This window comes from Arthrobacter sp. ISL-65 (assembly GCF_018613795.1).
In the GTDB taxonomy this organism is placed as follows: Bacteria; Actinomycetota; Actinomycetes; order Actinomycetales; family Micrococcaceae; genus Arthrobacter.
Genome location: NZ_JAGGPN010000057.1, coordinates 23,873 through 47,406, shown reverse-complemented (window position 1 = coordinate 47,406; position 23,534 = coordinate 23,873). Strand labels below are relative to the sequence as shown.

At 64.5% G+C, this 23,534-nt stretch carries 18 protein-coding genes; 7 read left to right on the top strand and 11 right to left on the bottom strand.

What is annotated here, in order from left to right; translation table 11 throughout:
• Positions 1 to 23: 23 nt before the first annotated feature.
• Entirely contained in the window at positions 24 to 1,043 is a 1,020-nt protein-coding gene (locus J7I85_RS22440; RefSeq protein ID WP_214857448.1) for an asparaginase, read from the bottom strand.
• A gap of 268 nt (positions 1,044 to 1,311) precedes the next feature.
• Between J7I85_RS22440 and J7I85_RS22435 the strand changes: the two genes are divergently transcribed.
• The gene (locus J7I85_RS22435; RefSeq protein WP_214857446.1) at positions 1,312 to 2,367 is read left to right on the top strand and encodes a LacI family DNA-binding transcriptional regulator; all 1,056 of its coding nucleotides are present in this window, start codon (positions 1,312 to 1,314) and stop codon (positions 2,365 to 2,367) included.
• On the opposite strand, the gene J7I85_RS22430 is transcribed toward J7I85_RS22435, so the two are convergent.
• A complete protein-coding gene (locus J7I85_RS22430; RefSeq protein WP_214857444.1) occupies positions 2,364 to 3,809 on the bottom strand; it encodes a PucR family transcriptional regulator in 1,446 nt (481 codons plus the stop codon). The genes J7I85_RS22435 and J7I85_RS22430 overlap by 4 nt on opposite strands.
• Positions 3,810 to 3,908: 99 nt before the next feature.
• Between J7I85_RS22430 and pxpA the strand changes: the two genes are divergently transcribed.
• The 6 genes from pxpA to J7I85_RS22400 all read left to right on the top strand — a co-directional run bounded on the left by pxpA (position 3,909) and on the right by J7I85_RS22400 (position 9,731).
• Positions 3,909 to 4,673, top strand: a complete 765-nt coding sequence (gene pxpA / locus J7I85_RS22425) for a 5-oxoprolinase subunit PxpA (protein WP_214857443.1) — start codon at positions 3,909 to 3,911, stop codon at positions 4,671 to 4,673.
• 13 nt (positions 4,674 to 4,686) lie between these two features.
• Positions 4,687 to 4,926, top strand: coding sequence for an acetyl-CoA carboxylase (locus J7I85_RS22420; RefSeq protein WP_214857440.1), 240 nt, complete (start codon positions 4,687 to 4,689; stop codon positions 4,924 to 4,926).
• 8 nt (positions 4,927 to 4,934) lie between these two features.
• Positions 4,935 to 6,284, top strand: a complete 1,350-nt coding sequence (locus J7I85_RS22415) for an acetyl/propionyl/methylcrotonyl-CoA carboxylase subunit alpha (RefSeq protein ID WP_214857438.1) — start codon at positions 4,935 to 4,937, stop codon at positions 6,282 to 6,284.
• Positions 6,281 to 7,186, top strand: coding sequence for an allophanate hydrolase subunit 1 (locus tag J7I85_RS22410; protein ID WP_214857436.1), 906 nt, complete (start codon positions 6,281 to 6,283; stop codon positions 7,184 to 7,186). Before J7I85_RS22415 ends, J7I85_RS22410 begins: the two co-directional genes overlap by 4 nt.
• The gene (locus tag J7I85_RS22405) at positions 7,176 to 8,165 is read left to right on the top strand and encodes a biotin-dependent carboxyltransferase family protein (RefSeq protein ID WP_214857434.1); all 990 of its coding nucleotides are present in this window, start codon (positions 7,176 to 7,178) and stop codon (positions 8,163 to 8,165) included. Before J7I85_RS22410 ends, J7I85_RS22405 begins: the two co-directional genes overlap by 11 nt.
• A 480-nt stretch (positions 8,166 to 8,645) precedes the next feature.
• Positions 8,646 to 9,731 carry an ATP-binding protein gene (locus J7I85_RS22400; protein ID WP_214857432.1) on the top strand — a complete coding sequence of 362 codons (1,086 nt, stop codon included), beginning with the start codon at positions 8,646 to 8,648 and terminating at the stop codon, positions 9,729 to 9,731.
• A 463-nt stretch (positions 9,732 to 10,194) separates the two neighbouring features.
• On the opposite strand, the gene J7I85_RS22395 is transcribed toward J7I85_RS22400, so the two are convergent.
• The 9 genes from J7I85_RS22395 to J7I85_RS22355 form a co-directional block, all read right to left on the bottom strand.
• Entirely contained in the window at positions 10,195 to 12,501 is a 2,307-nt protein-coding gene (locus J7I85_RS22395) for a gluconokinase, GntK/IdnK-type (protein WP_214857430.1), read from the bottom strand.
• Positions 12,502 to 12,506: 5 nt separating this feature from the next.
• Complete coding sequence (manD, locus tag J7I85_RS22390) at positions 12,507 to 13,736, bottom strand: D-mannonate dehydratase ManD (RefSeq protein ID WP_214857428.1); 1,230 nt, start codon at positions 13,734 to 13,736, stop codon at positions 12,507 to 12,509.
• Between the two features lie 35 nt (positions 13,737 to 13,771).
• Positions 13,772 to 15,208, bottom strand: a complete 1,437-nt coding sequence (gene uidB, locus J7I85_RS22385) for a glucuronide transporter (protein WP_251024711.1) — start codon at positions 15,206 to 15,208, stop codon at positions 13,772 to 13,774.
• A gap of 59 nt (positions 15,209 to 15,267) precedes the next feature.
• Entirely contained in the window at positions 15,268 to 17,091 is a 1,824-nt protein-coding gene (gene uidA, locus J7I85_RS22380) for a beta-glucuronidase (protein ID WP_214857426.1), read from the bottom strand.
• Between the two features lie 202 nt (positions 17,092 to 17,293).
• Positions 17,294 to 18,724: a mannitol dehydrogenase family protein gene (locus tag J7I85_RS22375; RefSeq protein ID WP_214857424.1), complete on the bottom strand. Its 1,431-nt coding sequence runs from the start codon at positions 18,722 to 18,724 to the stop codon at positions 17,294 to 17,296.
• On the bottom strand, positions 18,721 to 20,145 hold the full coding sequence (gene uxaC, locus J7I85_RS22370) for a glucuronate isomerase (protein ID WP_214857422.1): 1,425 nt from the start codon (positions 20,143 to 20,145) through the stop codon (positions 18,721 to 18,723). The genes J7I85_RS22375 and uxaC overlap by 4 nt, the downstream gene beginning before the upstream one ends.
• An 80-nt stretch (positions 20,146 to 20,225) precedes the next feature.
• Positions 20,226 to 21,287: a LacI family DNA-binding transcriptional regulator gene (locus tag J7I85_RS22365; protein WP_214857420.1), complete on the bottom strand. Its 1,062-nt coding sequence runs from the start codon at positions 21,285 to 21,287 to the stop codon at positions 20,226 to 20,228.
• 120 nt (positions 21,288 to 21,407) lie between these two features.
• Positions 21,408 to 22,574, bottom strand: a complete 1,167-nt coding sequence (locus J7I85_RS22360) for a Gfo/Idh/MocA family protein (protein WP_214857418.1) — start codon at positions 22,572 to 22,574, stop codon at positions 21,408 to 21,410.
• Between the two features lie 49 nt (positions 22,575 to 22,623).
• Positions 22,624 to 23,493 (bottom strand): sugar phosphate isomerase/epimerase, encoded by an 870-nt coding sequence (locus J7I85_RS22355; RefSeq protein ID WP_251024710.1) that lies wholly within the window; start codon positions 23,491 to 23,493, stop codon positions 22,624 to 22,626.
• Positions 23,494 to 23,534 lie beyond the last annotated feature (41 nt).

Sequence of the window (23,534 nt, the reverse complement as noted above, 5' to 3'; positions counted from 1 at the left end):
GTACAAACAGGGTGTTCTTGGTGTCAGGTGGAGGGCTCAGGAGGCCTCCCACGGTGGGCGAAGATTTCGGTGATCCGCTCCCGGTCTCGGTTGAGCCTGAGCAGGAGACTGAGCAGAATCAGCGACTGGGACGGCCGGAGGTGGCCCGATCCGATGGCCCCGGCCGCGCGGAGGTCCTCGCCGCCGCCGCCGGCCCCATATATCGGGACCACGGGTCCGGCGTCTACGCGGGTGCTGGTGACCACCACGACGCCGGACGCCACCGCGGCGGCGACCTCGGAGCAGAGGCTGAGGTTGGCATTGCCGCTTCCGGTGCCTTGCAGGATGATGCCCGCCGCTCCCGCTTCAAGGGCGGCGTGCATCAGGGTGGAGTCGGCACCAGGGTAGACCGCAACGAGGTCCACCCGTGGCGAGCCGCTGCCCGGCTGGGGCAAGGGCAGGGCCTCAGGCCTGCTGCCACCGCCCCCCATTGCAACTTCTCCCTGGGCTGATACCTCGCCCAGTACCCCAAAATCGGGGTTCGCGAAGGCATTGAGCCGAACAGTCTGGCTTTTCCGGACGCCGGCGGCAGGGAAGATGGTGCCCGCAAAGTGCACCATCACGCCTTTTCCCCTTCCGTCTTTCGAACCCGCGACGGCGATGGCGCGCGCCAGGTTGTCCGGCCCGTCGGGAGCTTCCGAGTCAGCGGCCCGTTGCGAGCCGGTGAAGACAACCGGCCGCTCGTCGCTGTGGGTGAGGTCCGCGAGGTAGGCGGTTTCCTCCATGGTGTCCGTCCCGTGGGTCACCACCACACCCAGAACCTTGGGGTCCTTGAGGACTTCCTTGATGGTGGCGCAGATCCTGAGCATGTCTTCGAACGTGAGGAGGTAGGACCCCTTCTGGAACACGTCCAGCACCCGGACGGGGTGGGAGGCGGGCGAGCCGAGGGCTTTGAACACCTGCTCGCCGGTATCCGAGGCGACGGCGCCACCGGCATGGGAAGAACGCGAGGAGATGGTGCCTCCAGTGGCCAGCAGCACGACATGGGAGTCGGTAACAGTCATTTCAGCTCCGGTGGTTCGCTGCGCGGTCCGTAACCCAATCGTTTGGGTAACCTTCCACGGAAAAGGGCTTTACATGAGCAAAGGGAGCGGCGCCGAGGGGTGGGGGCGCCGGGAGGGGAATCGGAATCCGCCACCCAAACGTTTGGGTAGCGTTGATGAATGACTATAGGATGTGAAGCGGGTCACGTCAAGGGCTGCCCGGGGCCCTGCTGAGCAGACCTGGGCATCAGACCTGGGCTACAGTGACCCCGGTGGGCAGGAGAGGCACATGAAAGAAAAGGCCGACGGCGGCCGAACCGTCACGCTGAAGGATTTGGCGCGGGAGCTGGGCGTCCATCCGTCGACCGTTTCCAGGGTCCTGCATTCCGGCTCTGACGTGGCCAAGGGAGCCGCCTCGGCTGCCACCGCGGAGCGCGTCCGTGAACTGGCCCGCAGGCTCGGTTACTCCCCCGATCCGCAGGCCGCCAGCCTTCGCACCCGGCGGACCAAACTGCTGGGCGTCATCGTTCCCCGGCTTTCGGACCTGGTCCTGGCCATCATGTACGAGGGCATCGACGAGGCCTCAGCCGAGGTGGGGTACTCCGCGTTCGTGATGAACTCGCGCGATGATCCCGAAGAACAGCGGCGGAAGATCGACCTCATGCTGGCGCGCCGGGTGGACGGCCTGATCATTGGCGACGCCCACCTTGACGGCGGACTCCTGCAGGAATTGACCGAGCGGAAGGTCCCGTTCGTGCTGATGAACCGCCGGGTCCCGGGCTACCCGTCCGCCACTTGCGACGACGTCGTCGGGGGCGAACTCGTGGCCAGTCACCTGTGGGAGATGGGCCACCGGCAGGTGGCGGTGATTGCCGGCGAGCCGTACGCAAGCACCGCAGTCGACCGCACTGGCGGCTTCCTGGACCGCTGGCGTTCGCTGGGCGGCACCATCTCCGAGGAGGACGTGGTGTGGTCCACATTCGATACGGCCGGCGGCCGGGAGGCCGGGGAAAGGATCCTCGCCAGCGGCAAGCCGCTCCCCACCGCCATCTTCGCGGTCAACGATTTCGCCGCCATCGGAGCGATGGGAGCCCTGCGCTCCCACGGCCTCACCGTAGGACAGGACGTGGCCGTGGTGGGCTACAACGACACCTCCCTGGCGGCCGAACTTCCCATTCCGCTGACCTCGGTCCACTCCCCCATGGCGGACATTGGACGGACGGCAGTGCAGCTCATCCAGGCCGTGCTCAGGGGCGAAAAACCCGAACCTGCACGGCTGAAACCCACCCTGTGCGTGCGGGAAAGCAGCGCCGCCAGGGCGCGGGCGGAAGTGGCCGCCACCTAGGTCCCGGCGGCCACGATCCGCAATGCCAGCAGGCAGGTTGCGCGGACTTCGCCGTCATCCAGGTCAACCCGCAGAAGCTCCTCGATCTTGCGCAGCCTGTAGGTCAGGGTGTTGCGGTGGATGAAGAGCTCCCTGCAGGTCTCGCGGGTATTCCCGCTGTGCCGCAGGTAGGCCTCAAGCGTTTCGCGCAGGGCGGTGCCGCCGTCGGACATCAACGGGGCCAGGAGGCGCCGGGACATGGCCGCCACTCCCGGCCCGGGCAGGCCCCCCACCACGCCAGCGAGGTCTGCGACGGGCGCCAGACGGAGCCCCGGCTCACCTACCCGGCGCCGGGCCAGCTGCAGCACCAGCGGCAGTTCGTCCAGCATCCGGCACTCGGAGACGACGGCGGACAGTTCCGGCGCGTCCTGGAAGGACTTCCGGACGGCTTCGATCAGCTCCATTCCCGTTTCCCCGCGCTGCATCAGCAGGGTGGTGAGGCCAGCCTCCTCCATGAACCGTACGGTCCTGTATTCAGCCTGCAGGCCCACCCGCACCCGCCAGGCGATGGTCCTCAGCTTGACCGGCGCAACCTCCCCCGCGCCGCCGATCAACACCGAGCCCCACCCGCCGTCCGGCTCGAACCCGGCCTCCGCGGCGTAGCGCCGCAGGACCGGCGTCGGCGTTCCCCTGGCCTCGTAGAGCGCCTCCATGAACCTTGCGGCTTCCCGCGAATGCAGGGGCGACCGGGAACCAAGGGTGTAGCTCAGCTGCATGGCAATGACCGCAGCCACCGGTCCTAACAGCGGCTGCAGCACCACGTTGCTCTTGATTCCCTCGATGGCCAGCTTGAACCGGAGGATTCCGCCGCTGGGCAGGCTCAGGGTGGTCCGGGCCGTTCCGCCCCCGGCTGTTCCTGCGGACAGGAGTTCGAAGCCGTTGTGGTCAAGGACCGCCACCCGCGCCCGGATCGCGGTGGCTACCCGCTCCAATACCTGCGCCAGGGAATGGCCGCCCGCGGCCAGTCTCGTGCACTCATCCGCCAGCTCCCACCCGGCGCGTAGCTCGGCATAACGTTCGGCCGCGATGAGCTGGTCCGCATGCCTCATCACCAGGACAAACGGCACCTCTGGAGGTAGCTCAAGCAACGGAAGGCCATGGGCTTCGCAGGCCTTCACCAGGCCCGCGGGCAGTTCGCGGTGGGCTGCGCCCAGGCCGAAAACCAGCCCCGACACGGGCACTGACATCAGGCGCTCAACGTAGGCATCCCAGATGCGGTAGTCCTTGACGTTGAGGCCCATCCCGTTGGTCAGCAGCAGCGCGTTGACGCTAAGGAAGGGCGTGGGGTCCATGTGTTCCGTGGGCGCGCACCACGCGATGGGGCGGCCAAGTCGTCCCGGGCTGCCCTCGACGGCAAGGCGGATGTTCAACGCGGGATCCGCCACGAGATCAGCGACGCGCATGAGAATGCCTCCTGGTAGTGCAAGCATCATAGTTCACGGGCCCAGATTCAGCGATCTGCCCAATTCCCGCCCCGTCATTGCCTCGGTACCGTTGCCTGCATGCAAAAAAACGTGACGGAAACCACGCCTGCCCAGGTGCTCCTGAATTCGGACATGGGTGAAGGCTTCGGATTGCACGAGTTCGGAAACGACGTTGCCCTGATGGAGATCATCGACGTCGCCAACGTTGCCTGCGGCTACCACGCCGGGGACCCCGACGTCATGAACCGGACGGTGGCCCTTGCCGCCGAACACGGCGTGGCCGTCGGAGCCCATCCCGGGCTCCCTGATCCCATGGGTTTCGGCCGCCGCCGCATGGTCCTTACTCCCGGGGAGGTTGAGTCCATCATCCTCTACCAGACGGGGGCCTTGAGCGCCTTCCTAGCGAAGAGCGGGCTGTCCCTCAACCACATCAAGCCGCACGGCGCCCTCTATGGCATGCTCGCCGGAGACGAAGACCTGATGCAGGCGGCCGCCGGAACAGCCAAACAGTTCGGTGTTCCGTTCTACGGCCTCGCCGGCACCGCCCACGAATCCGTGTGCCGTGCCATGGGTGTGGACTTCGTTGCGGAACTCTACGTGGACCTCAACTACGGCCCGCGCGGCGAGCTCCTCATTCAGCGCCGGCCCGCTCCCACGGACCCGGCCGCGGCTGCAGAACGGGTCAGGCGGGCGGTGGCAGGCGAGCCCGTGCCCGCCGTCGACGGCACTCCCCTGAGCATCACGTTCCAGAGCATCTGCGTCCATTCCGATGCTCCCAACGCCGTCGCAGTCGCCTCCGCCGTTCGCAGGGCACTCAACTCACCCCGTTCCACCCACTCCTGAAAGCGAGCAGCACATGGCCACGATCGTTTCACCCCTTCCCGGAGTCTTCTACCGCAAGCCCGGACCGGGCAAACCCCCCTTCGCCAATAAAGGGGACCCCATCGAAGTCGGGCAGACCATCGGCATCGTGGAAATCATGAAGCAGTTCACCGAGATCCAGTCCGACGTCGCCGGGACCCTTGAATCCTTTGAAGTCAACGAAGGCGACATGGTCAACCCGGGCGACTCCATCGTCGTCATCCGGGAAGGATGAAGCACCCCATGAAACTGTTCATCGCAAACCGTGGCGAGATCGCCGTGCGGATCGCCAGGACCGCCCGCGAAATGGGCATCGAGACAGTCCTGGGGGTCAGCGAGCCCGACGCGGAATCACTGGCAGCCCGGTCAGCCGACCACTACGTGGTGGTTGGCCCGGCCCAGGCAGGCGCCAGCTACCTGAACCAGGACGCTCTGGTCGCCGCAGCGCGGGAGCAGGGGTGCGACGCCGTGCACCCGGGCTACGGCTTCCTCTCGGAGAATGCCGACTTCGCCCGGAAGGTGGCAGACGCCGGCCTGACCTGGGTGGGCCCGAACGCGGGCACCATCGCCATGATGGGCAACAAGTCCCTGGCCCGGGAGTCGGCAGCCAAGGCCGGGGTCCCCGTGCTCCGGGGGTCGGATGGCCCCCTGGACCCGGAGGCGGACGCCGTGAAAATTGCGCGCAGCATCGGGTACCCGCTGGTGGTGAAGGCTTCCGCCGGAGGTGGCGGCAGGGGCATCCGCTTCGTGCACGATGAAAGCGAGCTCCTGGCAACCATCGAAATGGCCCGGGGTGAGGCGGGTGCCGTCTTCGGTGACGCCACGGTCTACCTGGAACGGTTCGTGGAGCATGCCCGCCACGTTGAGGTGCAGGTCCTCGGTGACGGGACCAACTTCATCCACCTTGGTGACCGCGACTGTTCCATGCAGCGCCGTTCCCAGAAGGTGTTGGAGGAAGCCCCGGCCCCGGACCTTCCGGAGTCCGTTCGCACCACCATCCGCGAGTCTTCCGTGGCTCTTGCCCGCGAATGCGGCTACCACGGAGCGGGGACAGTGGAGTTCCTGTACAACCCCGTCAACCACGAGGCGGCGTTCATTGAGATGAACACCCGCATCCAGGTGGAGCACCCCGTCACCGAGCAGATCACCGGTGTGGACCTGGTCCGTGAGCAGCTCCTGATTGCCTCCACCGGATCCATGTCAATTTCCCAGGACGATGTTCGCTTCAGCGGGCACGCCATCGAGTGCCGCATTAACGCAGAAGACCCAAACCGCCACTTCTTCCCCAGTCCGGGGGTCATCCGGTCCCTGGAATGGCCGACGGGCGAGGGAATCCGGGTGGACACCGGAGTGGAGGCAGGCTCGGTTGTGAGCCCGTACTACGACTCCCTCCTGGCCAAGCTGATCGTCCACGCCCCGGACAGGGACGCCACCATCGCAGCTACCCTGTCGGCTTTGGAGGCAACGCACATTGAAGGGGTCAAGACCACCGTCCCCGTGCACACGGCGCTGCTGGCACGGCCTGAATTTGCCGATGTCACGCACCACTCCAAGTTCATCGAAACCGCAGCCGACCTGTTGGGGGCGAAATGACCGCCGAAGCCGCCGTCCTCCCGGGTGCGCGCTACACCTGGGGCGGGGATGAATTTCTGTTCGTGGAAGTCTCCGAGGCCATGAGCCTGCCCGCGAACTTCAAGGTCATGTCCATCGCCGGCACGCTCTCCGATGCCCGGCTCCCGGGAATCGTGGACATCTGCCCCGCCAACGCGTCCCTGCTGGTGCGGTTTGATCCTGACGTCCTGCCTCCGGAGCAGCTGGAAACGGCCGTGCGTGACATAGAGCGCGATCTGATGAACCACCAGGAGCGGGCGCTTGAAACCCGGATCATTGAAGTCCCGGTCTGGTACGAGGACCCCTTCACCGCCGAAGTGGCCCAGCGGTTCCGTGAGGGCTTCCACCAGGAGCCTGAAGGCAGCGACATCGACTATGCGGCCAAGGCCAACCACCTCAAGGACGCCGCGGAGTTCATCCAACGGCACCATAAACAGCCGTGGCTGGTGTCCATGGTTGGCTTCGTGGCCGGGCTGCCGTTCCTGTTCCAGCTGGTGGACCGCGACAAGCAACTGGAGGTCCCCAAGTACCTGAGCCCGCGGACCGATACCCCCAAACTGACCGTGGGGCACGGTGGTTGCTTCGGCTGCATCTATTCCGTTCGCGGCGCCGGCGGGTACCAGATGTTCGGCGTGGCCGCCGCCCCCATCTTTGATCCCGGCCAGGCTCTGGCGGACTTCAAGGATTTCATGGTGTTCTTCCGCCCAGGGGACATCGTGAAGTTCAAGCCGGTCACAGAGGCGGAATACAACGCGATCCAGGCGGAGATCTCCGCCGGCACCTTCCGTTACCGGCAGGCGCCGGTAACCTTCGAGTTGTCCAAGGCACTGGCCGACCCCGAAGGCTACAACCGTGAACTCATGGAGGCCCTCAATGGCATTTGAAATTGGAAACCCAGGCCTGGCCACCACTGTCCAGGACCAGGGCCGCAAAGGCCATTACAACGTGGGCATCCCGCAAAGCGGTTCCATGGACCAGTACTCCGCTGAGCTCGGAAATGCCCTGGTGGGAAACACGGCACGGGAAGCGGTCCTTGAGTGCACCTACCTCGGCCCGGTGCTGACCACCGACAGCGATGCCGTCATCGCCATCACGGGCGCCCCTGTGGAGGTGAAGGTCAACGGGGAGCCGCAGCCCCAGTGGAGCCGCCTGATCCTGAAGGCAGGGGACCAACTCTCCTTCGGCGTCATCCAGGGCGGCACCCGCTACTACATAGCTGTCCAAGGCGGCGTCGACGTCCCAGAGGTGCTCGGAAGCCGGTCCACGTACAGCCTCGGCGGGATCGGTGGGTTCAAAGGCCGGAAGCTTGAGGCGGGCGACGTCGTCCCCGTGGGCGCTCCCCTCAACGGCGGAAAACTCCCCCAAGCCGAGAGCGTCCCGGAGGAATTCCGGCCCGTTTACCCCAAAGAGCAGGAAGTCCGTATCGTGCTGGGCTTGTATGACCACCGCCTCACCGAAGAAGGCCTGGGCAATCTCCTGAATGAGGAGTGGAAGGTGACGCCGGTGGCTGATCGGATGGGTCTGCGCTACTCCGGCCCGGGGGTGAAATGGAAAGAGCGGGACCAGCCTTTCGGTGCCGGCTCAGACCCCTCCAACATTGTGGACGCAGGGTACGCTGTGGGGTCCATCCAAATCCCCGGCGGCACCCAGCCCATCATCCTGCACCGCGACGCTGTCTCCGGCGGCGGCTACGCAATGGTGGGCACGGTGATCAGCGCCGACATGGATCTGGTCGCCAGGGCTGCCCCCGGAACGGCAACCCGGTTTGTCGCTGTCAGCCTGACTGATGCCCTGGAGGCCCGCAGGGATCTTGCTGAACGCCGCAACAAGGCATGGGCGGCAATAAGTTTACCCAGGCAGTAGCGTGGTTGCACTGCTTGCTTAGTACAACTAGGGCACACCCCAACCTGACGTCAGGGGCCCTGACAAGGGTGTATTCGGCATGCCGGCGTAGGTCCGGTCTTGTTCTCCGGGCGTCGACGAGCCATAGCAGGTGACATCGGAGTCTTTGTCCTAAGCGGGATTCATCGCGTCCAAATTCTTTGGACTATTTCGACCTCATAGCGCCTGCGCCGCGAGGGACTGGGGGCATTTTCGTCAGCAGCTGCACCGCGTTTCCGTCCATTGTCTGTCAGAGTGGGATCTAAGATTTCCGTGAGCCACTGTCAGTTATTGAGGAATTTCGGCCTATTCTGACGCCGCTCCGCTTGTGCTTCTTTCCGCGCGCCCGGATCCCGTTCGCGCTCCGCCTTGCCCAGCACGGGTAGTTGGACATATTGTGGCAGGAGTTTCACCACTTTCACCAGTTTCACCTAGTTTCACCTATTATCCACGGGAGGTCGGGTGCAGAACCCCTTCAAGCCCACGGCCGGGGCGACGCCACCGGAGCTCGTGGGGCGGGCTGGCCTTCTAGACGAGTTCGAGTACGGCCTGCAACAAGGCTCCGGGGCCCCTGGCCTTCTGACCATCATCACGGGATCCCGAGGCATCGGCAAGACCGTCATGTTGAGCGCCGCCGAGGACATCGCTCGAGCTCAGGGATGGGCCGTCATCTCGCGGACAGCAACCCCAGGGTTCCTGGCCCGGGTCGGTGATGACATGCTCCGGCTCCTCGAGGAACTCGGGGACGGGCCTCCCGCCCGGAAAATCACCGCCTTCTCCGCAGCCGGATTCGGGCTGACAACGCAACTTCCCCCAGAACGGGCCGTGGATTGGCGCCGGACCGGTCAGGAGCTGCTACGCGTTCTGGATTCGAAGGGCACAGGACTGGTCATTACCGTTGACGAGATTCACGCCGTCGACCGGACGGAGATCTCGCAACTGGCAGCCGATGTCCAGCACTTCATCCGCGATGGGCTACCCATCGGCCTGATCTTCGCCGGCCTGCCGTCAGCCGTGTCCGACCTCCTCAACGAAGGCGTCGCAACCTTCCTCCGGCGGGCCGACAGGATCAATCTTCACGAAGCAGCCATCGCCGAAGTCACCACCTCGTTCAGCCAATTGTTCAGCCAGGGAGGCATCACCATCTCCCACGACCTCATCAGCGAAGCGGCAGAGGCAACCGAGGGATACCCGTTCCTGATCCAACTGGTCGGCTACTACCTCTGGCTCGAAGCCGACAAGGCAGGATGGACGCTGGACCAGGCCAGCGTCCAACGTGCCATCGCCACAGCTCAACGCCGCAACACCCTGGTCGTCGTCGAATCGGCCCTCTCGGACATCTCCGACAGAGACCGTCAGTTCCTCGACGCCATGGCAACGCAGGATGGCCCCTCGGCCGCAGGGCAGATCGGGGCCGTCCTCAAGGCCAAACCCAACGTCGTGTCTAAATACCGCAACCGGCTCATCGCCGCAGGACTCATCGAGTCCGCAGGCTATGGAAAAGTCGACTTCGCAATCCCCGGACTACGCCAATACCTCCGCCAATAAAGCGACAGAATTGCTCATCGTCCCTAAGAGGTCGGAGTGCTCCAGATGGGACTGGCGAGCAGGTGGTGGTTCAAAGCCTCGCTCTTCGCTGCCCAGCACGATCAATGGCGTCCACCGATGTATACCTAAGGTACTTAGCAGCTACTTGACGGAATCTTCATTATCGGTTCTTAAAATAGGCCGGGGAGCGCCAATATGGAGGGCAGTGCCGGCATCATTCTCTGGTCCGGTGGGATTGCAACGGTATCGCCGATGGAGGTGGCATCGTGCACGTCGAACGTGAACCCCCTCGGACGCGTCCCACCAGGGCCCGCCGATCAGCAAGCTGTAGGCAGGAGGGAGTCAAAAAGTAGCTGTCCATAAATCTCCGGCGCCGTGATATCGCTTGTGCAAAGGGAAAGCCCGATACCGCCTAGTGAGCAGTACCGGGCTTTTCCGGTCTGAAGTCGCCGGATAAAGGCCTCTAGAGCCGGGTGTCGAAGGAATCGCAGAACACGTTGTCGTTGAACGTGCCCTGGAACTCCGACTTGCCCTGGATCTTGGCGATGGTGGCCCGGATCGCTTCCCGGGAACCGGCATGCGCGTGGATCGCCGTCTTGACCATGGGCACATCAATCAGGTGGTTGGGCTGGTTGAGTGAAACGAACACCGTGGGCACTTCGGTGGCGTACCACGGGATCTCGGCGGCCATCGGTGAGGACCACTTGATCCGGATGGCTGCTTCCTGCGCGAAGCCCTTCACATTGGCGAACACCAAGGCGGCGTCGTACCTGTCCGCGTAATCGCCGGTGGCTTCCTCGGACAGGACCCGCATGAAGTTCATGCCGGTCTCCCCCGCGGCCTCCCGCTGCTCCGCCGTCCTGAAGATGTGCACCTCGAAGCCGGCCGATTCCAGCTCTTCCTTGACCGTGTCCAGGTAGGCCAGCGGATCAGCGCGTGTGAAATCAGCCCCGCCGGAAATCCCGTACAGGCGAATCCGCGGATGCGCTTCCGGCGTGATGGGCAGGTTGTTGGCGGTGTCCTTGACCAGCGTGACGGTCTTATCCGCGATTTCCGCAGCGATGGCACGGTGCGCCTCACTGCCGATCACGGCCAGCGTTTCCGCAGGCGGCACGAGTTCCGAGGCGGGCTTCCGGTGCAACCCCAAGGAGGCTTTCAGCCCCAGGATCCGGCGGAGTGCATCGTGCAGCCGCTGCTCCGTGATGACGCCGGACTTGTAGCCGTCCAGCATGTAGCCGAAGTCCTCCGCCGGGTTCCGGAAGAACAGGAACATGTCGCAGCCGGCCGCGATGGTTGCCGGCACCAGGTCCTTACGCTTCATGGCCTGGGCCAGGCCCACCATCAGCGAGGCGTCAGTGAGGATCAGTCCGTTGAAGCCGAGCTCGCTGCGGAGCAGGTCCTGGAGCAGCTCGGGTGCGAGCGTTGCAGGCAGGATGTCCTTGTCCGCCAGGCCGGGCCGGAAGTGGCGGGACAGTTCCGGCGCCCCGATGTGCCCCACCATGATGGACTGCACGCCGTGCCCGATCATTTCGCGGTACACGTGCCCGTACGTCCGGCTCCATTCCTCGTAGCTGAAGGTGTTGTAGGACGTGACAACGTGCTGGTCACGCTCATCCACGCCGTCTCCGGGGAAGTGCTTCATGGCGCAGACAGTGGGGGACTCGCTGATGCCGTCGAAGTACTCCTTGGCCCGCTCCACCACGACCTCCGGCGTGTTGCCGAAGGCCCGGGTGGAGATGACCGTGTTCCGCCAGTTGTAGTGGATGTCCACGATCGGGGCGAAGGCCCAGTTGCACCCAAGCGCCGCGGTTTCCACACCGGCCACCTGCCCCATCTGCCGGGCGATGGCCTTGTCGGGGTGCGAGCCGGCCTGCAGGTGCGTCGACACAAACGTTCCGTCGTCGCAGCTTCCGGCTCCCCCCATTTCCGGGTTGGAGGCCACCAGCAACGGGATGCGGGTCTTGGACTGCGCGTAGCGGATGTGCTCCTGCACGGCAGCGGACGGGCCGGGCCGGTACCGCATGCCACCCACGTGGAAGTTCTCCAGCACACCATCGAGGTACTCCGGGGAGTAGTCGTTGTTGTGGTTGATGAACAGCTGGCCGATCTTCTCCTCGAGGCTCATGCCGGCCAGGGTGGATTCCACCCAAGTGACGGCGTCGTCGTCGAGGTTGAACGGCGCGGCCGAAAGGTCGACGTCGAACTGCCGTAGTTGGGTGCCCTCGGCACCCTTGGCGTCGAGCGCCGCGGACGGGCCGACGGCGGCAATGTTCGCCAGTGCCGACGCCACCACCTCGTCGACGGGAGCGGCGATGTCGACGATGAACCCGGCTTCATCCGGCTCCAGGGCTTCAAGCGTGGCGAGCTGGGATACCAGCAGCGCGGGCGGCATGAAGTGTCCCGAGCGCCCTTCGAGGCGCTGGCTGAGGACTTCCTCGCTGCCGTGCAGGTGCAGGAAGACGGTGTCCGGAGCCTGTGCCCGGATGGCGTCCCGGTAGCTGCGGCGCAGGGCGGAGCATGCCAGGACCAGCCCGCCGTCGCCCGCTTTGGCCAGCTCGGCGCCGACGGTGGCGAGCCACGGCCAGCGGTCCTCATCAGCCAGGGGTGTCCCGGCTGCCATCTTGGCGACGTTCTCCACGGGGTGGAGGGAATCGCCGTCGAGGAACGGTACGCCGAGCTCACGGGCAACAAGATCGCCGATGGTGGTCTTGCCGCAGCCGGACACGCCCATCACGATGATGCGGTGCTTGGATTGGGGGACTGGATTCATAGTGCTCACCAGTCGTGCACCGTTCCGTCGACCAGGCGGTTGTAGGGCAGGTAGGCCTGCTGGTACGGGAACGCCGCTGCTGCTTCCTCGTTGAACTCGACGCCGATGCCCGGCTCGTTGCCCGGGTGCAGGTAGCCGTCCACGAAGGTCATGGACTGCTTGAAGACCTCGTTGGTCTTGTCCGAGTGCTGCATGTATTCCTGGATGCCGTAGTTATGGATGGCCAGGCCCACGTGCAGCTGCGCGGCGAAGCCCACCGGGGAAATGTCGGTGGGGCCGTGGAAGCCGGACTTGATCTGGTACTGCGCGGCGAAGTCCATGACCTTCTTCAACGGGCTGATGCCGCCGAAGTGCGTGGACGCGGCCCGGACGTAGTCGATCAGCTGTTCCTTGATGATGGTCTGGTAGTCGTACACGGTGTTGAAGATTTCGCCGATGGCCAGCGGGGTGGTGGTGTGCTGGCGGACCAGGCGCAGGGCCTCCTGGTTCTCGGCCGGGGTGCAGTCCTCGAGCCAGAACAGGTCATACGGTTCGAGCGCCTTGCCGAGCTTGGCTGCCTGGATCGGGGTCATCCGGTGGTGCCCGTCGTGCAGCAGGGGGATTTCCGGGCCGAACTCGTTGCGGACCGCTTCGAACACGGTGGGCAGGTGGCGCAGATAGGCGCGGGTGTCCCAGTCCTCTTCCTGCGGGAACGCACCGCGGCCGGCGGGTTCGTAGTCGTAGCGCTCACCGGAGGCCTGGGCCTGTGCGGCCACGCCGTAGACGGCTTTGATGCCCGGGACGGCGGTCTGGATGCGGATGGACTTGTAGCCCAGTTCCAGGTGCTCACGGACGGAGTCGAACAGCGATGGCAGGTCCGCGCCGGAGGCGTGGCCGTAGGCGCGCAGCCCGTTGCGTGACGCCCCGCCCAGCAGCTGGTAGACCGGCATGCCGGCGAGCTTGCCCTTGATGTCCCACAGCGCCATGTCCACCGCGGCGATCGCGGCCATGGTCACCGGGCCGCGCCGCCAGTACGAGGAGCGGTAGAGGAACTGCCAGGTGTCCTCGATCCGGTGCGGGTCCTTGCCGATCAGCAGCTGCGCAACGTGTTCCTTCAAATAGGCGGCGACGGCGAGCTCACGGCCGTTCAGCGTGGCGTCACCTATACCCGTGACACCATCCTCGGTAGTGATCCGGAGCGTCACGAAGTTGCGGGAGGGACTTGTCACGAAGACGTCGGCGGCAATGATTTTCACTGCAGGTCCTTTCAGGGGCTGGACAGGTTCAGGGGTCAGTTGGTGGGCGCTGCGGGCGGCTGCGGGGAGAGGGCCGTTTCGGTGCCGTGCGAACCGGCGTTGGCAGGCTCGGCGGCGGCATCGTTCTTTTTGGGGGCATCGCCGCTTTCGTGGCGGGCCCGGATTTCCGTGAGGATCTCAGCATGCATGGCGTCGGTGAGCTTGTACTTGGACATAACGAGCACGGCCAGGATGGTCATGACGGCGGGGAGAGCGCCGGCGGCCATCTGGATTCCGAAGACGGCATCGGCGGTCTGGGTTGCACCGGACTTGTAGCCGCCCAGGGCCAGGGCGTAGGCGGCGAGGGCGCCGCCAACGGCCTGTCCCGTCTTGCGGGTGAAGGAAAACAGGGCGTACGTGATGCCTTCTGTACGGACACCGGTTTTCCATTCGCCATACTCCACGGTGTCGGCTTCCAGGGCCCAGACCACGATGTTGACGGCGAGGACGCCCATGACGCTGATCAGCAGGCCGCCGAAGCCGATCCACACCTGGCTGGACGGGGTGAGAAAGATGATGACACCGCCGATGACCGTGAGCAGCGATGAGTAGATGTAGACGCGCTTTTTGCCGAAATTCCGGACCAGCCGAGGCATGAATGCGGCCAGCACGAACGTGAGGACAAGCTGGATGATGGACAGGACCGGGTACAGGTCCAGCCGGCCCAGGACGTCGCGCAGGTAGTAGAGCTGCACCGAGGTCAGCGCGAGGTAGCCGGTGAGGAAAAAGAAGGAGCTCAGGCACAGCATCAGCAGCGGTTTGTTGCCTTTGAGCGTGTCCATGCTCTGTTTGAAGGTGACGTTGGGCACGGACCGGTGCACGCGTTCCTTGGCTGTGAGCACTGTGAAGAAGTACAGGACAGCGCCGATCACCACAAAGACCAGGGTGATGGTGGTGAAGGTTCCCTGGAGGTCGGCTCCCGGCTTGATCAGCGGCGCTACGAAGATTCCCAGGGCAGAGCCCACCAGGAGTGCTCCGATCATCCGGGCGGAACCGAGCTTGGCCCGGTCTCCAGGGTCCTGGGTCATGGCCCCGGCCAGGGAGCCGTAGGGGATGTTGACCAGGCTGTACGCCAGGCCAAGGGCCGCGTAGGTGACGTAGGCGTACAGCAGGGTGCCGGACTCGCCGAGCTGCGGCACGGAGAACGTGGCAACGCTGAGCAGGAGCAGCGGAATGGAGCCGAACATGATGAACGGACGGAACTTGCCAAACCGCTTGCTAAACGCCCGGTCCACCACGCGCCCGGCGAGAACGTCAGCGAAGGCGTCGAAGATGCGCACGGCCAGCAGCAGTGTACCTGCGGCGGCCGCGGAAATACCCGCAACGTCGGTGTAGTAGACCAGCAGGAACATGGTGGCCGTGGTGAAGGCCAGGTTGTTGGCTGCATCGCCGGCGCCGTAGCCGATGATGCTGAGTTTGTTCAGCTTTTTCATGAGGTGGGCTCCTTCACCCAAGTGTCTGCCCAGGGGGCAGCGAGAAATAGTGAAAAATGCTAGGGGTTGTTGATTTTTTTGTCGCTGCCGTTTTTGACGCCGGCCAAAGCGGTCCACCGTTGGCGGAGGGAATACGCGGCCGGCTTGGGCTGGCGGTCTCGCGTGAACACACCCTTCTTGTTGCCGTCCACGCGCATGACGCCGTTGGACGTCTGGAAGTCAGCGAAGTTCCACACCTGCTCGCCCACCATGGCGTCCACCCGGTCAAAGACCCGGTGGTACATCGCCAGGAACGCGGCTTGGTATTCCTCACTCCAGGGCTGTTCGTAGATGGAGTGGAAGCCCGGCATAGTGTCCGGCCCGTACTCGGTCATGATCATGGGCTTGCCATATTTGGCTTCCCATTCCCGCAGCTCCTTTTCCAGGACCTGCTCCGCTGTTTCCAGGTCCCCGTTGTTCAAATACCAGCCGTAGTAGCGGTTGAGCATGATGACGTCGAACAGATCGCCGAGGAGTTCCTTGTCCGGGGTGTCGAACATGACGTTGACATAGCCCACAGGACGGGTCGGATCCAGCTCCCGGGTGAGTTCAACCAGGGGCTGGAAGTATTCGCGGGCGCCTTCCTCGGAGCCATTGGGCTCGTTGGCGATGGACCAGATCACCACCGAGGGGTGGTTCTTGTCCCGGGCCACGAGTTCGGTGATGGCCTGGCGGTGGTTCGCTGCTGTGTTGGCATCCACCCCGCCTTCGACGTACGTCTTCTTCGCGATCCCGCCGAACACCGCACCGAAACCGAGGTGCAGCCCGACGGCGGCCGTTTCATCGATCACCACGATCCCGTGTCGGTCAGCGAACTCCATCACTTCCTCGGCGTAGGGGTAGTGCGAAGTGCGGAAGGAGTTGGCTCCTATCCAATCGAGGAGCTGGAAGTCGTTGACCATCTGGGCGTCGCTGTGGCCCTTGCCAATGGCCACGTGGTCCTCATGCATGCCGAAGCCGGTGAAATAGAACGGTTCCCCGTTGATGAGGAATTCCTTACCGCTGACCTCCACGGTCCGGATTCCCACGGGGAGGGTGTAGCTGTCCAGCAGCCGGCCGCCGTCATGGATCTCAGCGGTGAAGCTGTACAGGTAGGCAGCACCTGGCTTCCAGAGCACGACGCCGTCAATCTTCAGGGCACCGTCAGCGCCTTCTGCAGCAGCGACTTCAGCACCGCCAGCATCGCGCAGGGTGACCTTGATGGTCTCGTTTCCGGTGCCGCCGGCGGCGGCGACCGCGTAGTCGACGCTGCCGGTGCTGCCGTTGAAGCCGGTCACCACCGTGATGTCCTCCACCGTGACGGCAGGGGTGCTGTAGAGCCAGACGCTGCGGTGCAGGCCGGCGTAGTTGTAGAAATCGTGGAGGTAGCTCTGCTGGCGCCGTCCGTCCCCGGTGACGGTGATGCTGCCCGGCGGAATGGTGGCCTGGGTGAGCTCGTTGTTCACGGAGATGGTCAGCCGGAAGATTTGGCCCGGGGTCACGTGCTCGGTGATGTCGGCGCTGAAGGGCATGTAGCCGCCCGTATGCTCGGCAACCAGTACGTCGTTGACCCAGACCATGCCCTCATGGGTGGCGGAATCGAGCCGGAGGTGGATCCGCTCCCCTGCCCAGCCGCGGGGAACACGAACCTCGCGCTGGTACCAGACGTACCCCACGTGGTCGCGGATGGTCTTGTCGGGGAAGACATCGTTGTAGCTGGCAGGGACACCCATTTCGAGGTCGGTTTCCAGCGTTTCCCTAAACCATTCCTGGCGGTGGCCTGCACGCTCGAAGTCCACCTTGAAGCGGTAGATGCCGTCGAGGTTGACCAACTCGCGGGTTTCGCTGGCCTGGGGCTTGAGCATTTGCAGGGTTCCTAACGCGTCTTTGCGGGCTGAGCCGGAGTGGGATTCTTTTAGCGGACCGGCGATACACCGGGTTTCTGCTCGTGTTGTAATCCTAGTCACTTGGCAATGAATTGGCAAGCGGTTGCCAATACCGTTCGGTATCAGTCATGAAAGCAAGGCTGCCCGGCTCTTATGGCAGAGCCGGGCGGTGCGGAGATCGCTAGGGCGAGAGGGTCGGCTGGTCGAACGTTCCGCACAGGTCTGTAATCAGGTCAACGACACCGCGGTCGGCGGCCAGGACCGGGTCCACCAGCTTCAAAAGTGCCTGGATCCTTTCGGTGCCGCTGAGCCGGTTGGCTTTGGCGATGTCGGCGGCCAGGGGATCCTGGACTTCGGCAGCCGCGGTGTAGTCCGCCCAGGCGGCAATCATGAGTGCAGCGGCGGCACCTGACCGGCCCGCGGCGCGCTCGGCCTGCAGCACCGGAACAGCGCGCATCCGCAGCTTCGTACTGCCGTCCATGGCAATTTGTGCCAGGTGGTGGGCAATGCGTGTGTTGCTGAAGCGTGCCAGCAGGGCGGTGCGATAGGCCGGAATCTGCAGGTCAGCGCCGCCTGCTGCGGGGCCTGAGAGGTGCACCTCGGCTTCATTCCAGAAGTGTTCCACCGCGTCGAGGCACTGCGGGTCCGCAAGAGCCTGCGCCACGGTGGTGTGCCCGCGGAGCTGGCCTGCGTAGGCAAGCAACGAGTGGGCTCCATTGAGCAGCCACAGCTTGCGGTTCTCGTAAGGTTCGATGTGGTCCACGAAGACGGCGCCGGCGTCTTCCCAGCGGGGTCGGCCGGCGGGAAAACTGCCGCTGAGAACCCAGTTGGTGAATGGCTCAGCCACTACCGGCGAGCTGTCGTGATAGCCGCGGGCGGCCTCGACGGCGGCGATGTCTGCTTCGGTGGTGCGCGGGGTGATGCGGTCCACCGAGGTGCTGACGAAGCTGACGGTGGACTCAATCCAGGCAGCCAGGCCCGGGTCCCAAGACTGGGCCATGCCCAGCACGGCGTTCCGCGCCACGGTGCCGTTGTTTGCCAGGTTGTCGCAGCAGACCACGGCCAGGGGGTGTGCTCCGGCTGCCCGGCGGGCGGCGAGGGCGAAGACCAGCCGTCCCAGCGGGGTCGCCGGATTTCCGGTCCCGGATGCCAGCAGGGCAAGGTCCGAGGCGACGTCAGGTGCCGTGGTGTCAAGGTGCCCGTGGGAACCGAGCCGGTAGGCGGCCTCGGTGATGGTCAGGGTGATCACTACAGTGCCGGGTGCCGCTACGAGCTGGGCAAGTCGCCGGACGTCTGCTCCGTCCACGGCTTCGACGATGCTGCTGACCACTGTGAAGGAGTCTCCGCCTCCGGCGCGTTCCACCAGGGTGAAGAGTCCGTCCTGTTCAGCCAAAGCCAGCGCAGCGTCCGGGCGGCGGCCGGTGAAGGCAGCTATGCCCCAGTCCCCTGCGTCCTTCGCCTGGTGGGTGTACCACGCCTGGTGTGAGCGGTGGAAGGCGCCCAGGCCCAGATGGACGATTCGCACCGGTGCCTTTGCTGACGGGCGCAGGGAGCGGTTGAGTCGGGGAAGGTCCAGGGGGGATTCCGCTTCTGGCTGGGCTTCAATGCTCACAGTTTGAATACCTTTCGGGGTGAACCGTCCACGATGTCCACGATGAGCTCGTGTGCGCGGTCCTCGGTGACGCGGTGTTCGGCTACCAGCCGGGCCAGGAAGGAGGCTTCGATCCGGCGGGAGGCGTCGTGGCGGGCGGGGATGGAGCAGAACGCGCGGGTGTCATCGATGAAGCCTGAGGACCGGGAGAATCCGGCCGTCTCGGTGACGGCGGAGCGGAACCGCAGCATGGCGTCCGGTGCGTCCAGGAACCACCAGGGTGCGCCGAGGTAGACGGAGGGGTAGAAGCCGGCCAAGGGCGCGAGTTCGCGGGAGAACACTGTCTCGTCCATGGTGAAAAGCACCAGGTGGAAATCCTTGGCCGTGCCGAAGTCCTGCAGCAAGGGCCGGATAGCCTCGGTGTAGTCGATCGCGAACGGGATGTCGTGGCCGCTGTCTGCGCCGAAGGTGTTGAAGGTGGACTCGTGGTGGTTACGGAAGGAGCCCGGGTGGATGGTCATGACCAGGCCGTCCTCCACCGACATCCGCGCCATCTGGTACATCATGTGGGCTTCGAAGTCTTCGCGGTCCTGCGCCGTAGCCTGTCCCGAACGGGCCCTGTCAAACATCTTTGCTGCGTCGCCGGCGTCGAGCTTGAGTGTACGGGGGGTGCGGACGCCGTGGTCGGCAGAGACCGCTCCGTGTTCGATGAAATAGCGGCGCCGGTTCTCCAGCGCGGTGATGTAGCCGGCATAACCCGTGCCCCCGTCGCCCGCTGCCGAGATCAGGCGGTCAACGTTGTCGGACCAGGTGGGGTGCGCGATGTTCAGGTAGGCGTCCGGCCGGAAGGTGGGCAGGACGCGCCCGTGGAAGGTGGGATCCTGGGCGATTGCCTTATGGCTGGCCAGGGTGTCCAAAGGATCATCCGTGGTGGCCAGGACCTCGATGTTGAAGTCCTTGAAAAGCTCGCGGGGCCGGAAGCCGGGTTCCTGCAGCTTGGCTGAGATGGCGTTATAACTGGCATCGGGGTCCGCCGCGCTGGGTTCGTGCTGAAGGCCAAAAACGCTGTGGAACTGGTTGCGCAGCCAATATCCGGAAGCGGTGCCTTCGAAGAGCGGCCACGCTTTGCAGAACTCGCGCCAGACCGTGCGTGAGTCCGGGACGGCAGCAGGGTCGCCCGAAGCGCCTGCTTGAGGGCGCAGGAGGTTTTGGTCCACGCCGCTGGCGTGGATCAGACGGGTGACGTAGTGGTCCGGGCTGACCAGCAACGCTGCCGGATCAGGGAACGGTGTGTCGTGCTCGATGACGGCAGCGTCAACGTGTCCGTGCGGGGAAATGATGGGAAGGTCCTGGACACGTTCCAGGAGGCCCCGCGCAATGCTGCGCGTTCCTGGATCAGCGGGCAGGAGCCGGTCTGGGTGGGCGGCGATCGACAGTGACATACGTCAATGCTCCAGCCTGCAGCGCGTTCTGTCAACCGGTTGCCAATTGTTGCAAAACGGTGGCTCGAGGGGCGGCGCCGTCAGTGCAGGGGCAGGAGCCTGCCGCTCGAACCGCGCAGCACCAGTTCCGTTTCGACGCGGAGAGTACCGGCAGGTTCCCCCCGTCCGCTGAGGAGATCAAGCAGCCTGGCGGTGGCGCCCGCGCCGCACTCCCCCAGCGGCGAACGCACGGTGGTGAGCGGCGGGGTGGTGAAGTCTGCGCCGAAAATGTCGTCAAAGCCCACAATGCTGATCTGGTCCGGTACCACCATTCCCGCGGCCTGGAGCTCCTGCATGAGTCCTATGGCGAGGAGGTCGTTGTAGGTCAGCACGGCCGTGGCGCCGCTGGCCCGGACTTCCCGCGCAACCTGTCGGCCGCCGTCGACGGTTGGTTTGCTGGACTCCAACCGGACAGCCTCCAGCTTGGACCAGTCGCAGGCGGCCTGGACCCCTTCCCAGCGGCGGGCCGACATCCAGGACCGGGGCGGGCCGGCAACAAATGCCAGCTTTTTGTGGCCGTTCCCGGCCAGGCTGCGGACCGCCTCGCTGATGCCCTTGCCGACATCCGGAATGACGCAGGGCACACCGTCCACCTCGCGGTTGATGACCACCACGGGTTTGTCTTTGGCAAGGGCGCGGATGTCGTCGTCGTCCATGCGGGGGCTGGCCAGGATGAGGCCGTCCGCTGTCGCCATCATTCGCCGGGCCGCCGTTAGTTCGGTAACGGGTGATTCGGCGGATTCTGCGAGCAGCAGGGTGTAGTCGCGCAGCGTGGCCGTGGTCTCGGCGCCGCGGATGATGTCGAAAAAGGTCGGGTTGGTGATGTCCGCGACGATGAGGCCGAAGGTGTTGGTCCGGCCGGTTGGCAGGGCCCGGGCGAACGGGTTGACCTGGTAGTCCAGCTGCGCTGCCGCGTCCTCGATGAGCTTCCGTGTCTTGGCGCTGACCCTTTCGGGCTTGCTGAGGGCACGGGAGACGGTGGAGGGGTTCACGCCGGCCACCTTGGCGATGTCATAGATGGTGGCGTGGGACTTTCCGTTCCTGGCCTGCTTTTTTGCAGCCCCTGTCAATGCGGCATGGCCCTGCGTTCTAGGTTCGGTCACCGCCCCATCCTAACGAGGAATGAACCAACCGGGTCGTGGCTAACGTCGCCATGAGCGGTCCTGGCGATTGCTAACTGCGACCCGGTTGGGATGGGATCGTCCGGCGCTGGCGGGCGGGAGTTAGGAGCGTTCCGGGAACTTGCCCTCTTCGGTGATGCGCTTGTTGAGCTCCCGCAGGAACTCGTCCTCGTCGAAGTCGAGGGAGACTTCCTTGCCGGTCCAGCTCGAAAGGTGGATGGCGTTGGCCAGGCGGACTCCGTTGATGCCGTCCGATCCGGGGGCAAGCAAAGGAGTGCCGTCCAGGATGTTGGCAGCGAAGTTCTCCAGGACACCGGCGTGCTGCGCCCCCCAAACGGACTCGAACTCGATGACCTCGGTGCTGTAGTACTCTTCCGGGTTCAGTTGGCCCATGAAGAGCTTCCGGACATCGTCCATGTCCATGCCGTCGCTGAGTTCGCGCTCGGGCTTGTGCAGACGCGTCACGGTGGCGGTCTTGCTGCCTTCGACGACGATCTTGCCCTGGTCGCCCAGGATCTCGAAGCGGTCGGTCCCGGTCAGATCGTGGGTGGCGGTGACGAAGACGCCGGTGACACCGTTGCCGTAGTCGACCACAGCAGTCACCTCGTCTTCAACGGCGATGTCGCGGCGGAAGCCGAAAGCAACCTTGGAGTAGACCGACTTCGGCACGCCGCAGATCCACTGCCACAGGTCCAGCTGGTGCGGTGCCTGGTTGACCAGGACGCCGCCGCCTTCGCCGCCCCAGGTGGCGCGCCATTCGCTGGAGTTGTAGTAACCCTGCGGACGCCACCAGTTAGTGATGATCCAGTTGCTGCGACGAATCTTGCCGATCTCGCCGTTGTCGACGATTTCCTTGAGCTTCTGGTACAGCGGGTTGTTGCGCTGGTTGAACATTATGCCGAAGGAGAGCTCCGGCTTGGAGGCCGCGAACTCGTTCAGTTCCTTGACCTGCTTGGTGTAGACGCCGGCCGGCTTCTCCACCAGTGCGTGGATGTTGCGCCTGAGCGATTCGATGCCGATTTCCGGGTGCAGGAAGTGCGGGACGCACGTGACGACGGCGTCGATGTCGCCGCTTTCAAGCATCGCAATGTAGTCGTCGTAGTAAGGAACCCCGGGATACTGGGAAGCCGCCAGATCCTTCTTCGCGGGGTCCGTGTCGCAGATGGCGCCGATCTCCATGTTGGGGACAAGCCCGTCGGTGATGAATTTGGCGTACATGCCGCCCTGCTGGCCCAGGCCAATGATGCCGAGGCGTACTTTCTTGCTCATGGATAAATCTCCGTATCTGGTTACAGGTGATGGGTATGCGGGAGAAGTCTTAGAAACGGTCCGAGAAGCCCATGGCAATAAGGTTGTCGTAGGAGGTCTGGAGGGCTTCCCACACCGTGCGGCCATAGAGTTCGTCCTGCTCCACCAGCAGGTACTGCGCGCCGGCTGACTGGGCGGCAGGAATGATGGAGGGGAAGTCGAGGTTGCCCTCGCCGACTTCGGCGAACTGCACAACGTTCTTGAATTCCTGCATGAAGCCGGCGAAGTCGCCGGCCTCCAGCATGCCAAAGGATGCTTCCGGCATCTGGCCGATCCGGTAGTCCTTCAGGTGCACCATGGCGGTCCGGCCGGCATACTTCTCCAGGGTCCGGACCGGGTCCAGGCCACCGCGCTGCACCCAGTGGACGTCGATTTCCATGCCCATGGCCGGCGAGTTCTCAGCGATGATGTCCAGCATGTACTTGCCGTCAAACTTCGCGAACTCAATGTGGTGGTTGTGGTAGTACAGGCTGATGCCCTGCTCCTGCAGGCGCTCGGCGTAACCGTTGGTTTCCTTGGCGAAATCGACTACGGCCTCAATCGACTTCATGGCGGGGAAAGGCAGCATGCCGATGCGCAGCAGCTTGGAATCGAGCCGTTTGGCGTCGTCCACGATCTTGTCGAAGTCGTCGCGGAGCGAGTCACCCGGGCGGCCTGCCGGTTTTTCCAGGGCCACCGACAGGGCTGCGATGTCCATGCCCAGTTCGGTGCGGGAGCGCTCAAGCTCGGCCACGTTTTCCGCGGACATCGGGATCTGGGAAATTTCGACAGCGTTGTACCCGATCGCGCTGACCTTGCGGAGGGTCTCAAACGCTCCGATCTCCGCAAAGCTGTCCTTCAGCATCATCGCTTGTACGCCGATGGTGGCGGTTGTTCCCATGGTTTCGTCCTTCGTCTTGTTTGAGGGGGTGGTTCAGGGGC

Bases quoted from the DNA above. Each gene is read 5' to 3' on its own strand.
- J7I85_RS22440 (WP_214857448.1), bottom strand. From the start codon at position 1,043: ATGACTGTTACCGACTCCCATGTCGTGCTGCTGGCCACTGGAGGCACC.
- J7I85_RS22435 (WP_214857446.1), top strand. From the start codon at position 1,312: ATGAAAGAAAAGGCCGACGGCGGCCGAACCGTCACGCTGAAGGATTTG.
- J7I85_RS22430 (WP_214857444.1), bottom strand. From the start codon at position 3,809: ATGCGCGTCGCTGATCTCGTGGCGGATCCCGCGTTGAACATCCGCCTT.
- pxpA (WP_214857443.1), top strand. From the start codon at position 3,909: ATGCAAAAAAACGTGACGGAAACCACGCCTGCCCAGGTGCTCCTGAAT.
- J7I85_RS22420 (WP_214857440.1), top strand. From the start codon at position 4,687: ATGGCCACGATCGTTTCACCCCTTCCCGGAGTCTTCTACCGCAAGCCC.
- J7I85_RS22415 (WP_214857438.1), top strand. From the start codon at position 4,935: ATGAAACTGTTCATCGCAAACCGTGGCGAGATCGCCGTGCGGATCGCC.
- J7I85_RS22410 (WP_214857436.1), top strand. From the start codon at position 6,281: ATGACCGCCGAAGCCGCCGTCCTCCCGGGTGCGCGCTACACCTGGGGC.
- J7I85_RS22405 (WP_214857434.1), top strand. From the start codon at position 7,176: ATGGCATTTGAAATTGGAAACCCAGGCCTGGCCACCACTGTCCAGGAC.
- J7I85_RS22395 (WP_214857430.1), bottom strand. From the start codon at position 12,501: ATGAATCCAGTCCCCCAATCCAAGCACCGCATCATCGTGATGGGCGTG.
- uidB (WP_251024711.1), bottom strand. From the start codon at position 15,208: ATGAAAAAGCTGAACAAACTCAGCATCATCGGCTACGGCGCCGGCGAT.
- uidA (WP_214857426.1), bottom strand. From the start codon at position 17,091: ATGCTCAAGCCCCAGGCCAGCGAAACCCGCGAGTTGGTCAACCTCGAC.
- uxaC (WP_214857422.1), bottom strand. From the start codon at position 20,145: ATGTCACTGTCGATCGCCGCCCACCCAGACCGGCTCCTGCCCGCTGAT.
- J7I85_RS22360 (WP_214857418.1), bottom strand. From the start codon at position 22,574: ATGAGCAAGAAAGTACGCCTCGGCATCATTGGCCTGGGCCAGCAGGGC.
- J7I85_RS22355 (WP_251024710.1), bottom strand. From the start codon at position 23,493: ATGGGAACAACCGCCACCATCGGCGTACAAGCGATGATGCTGAAGGAC.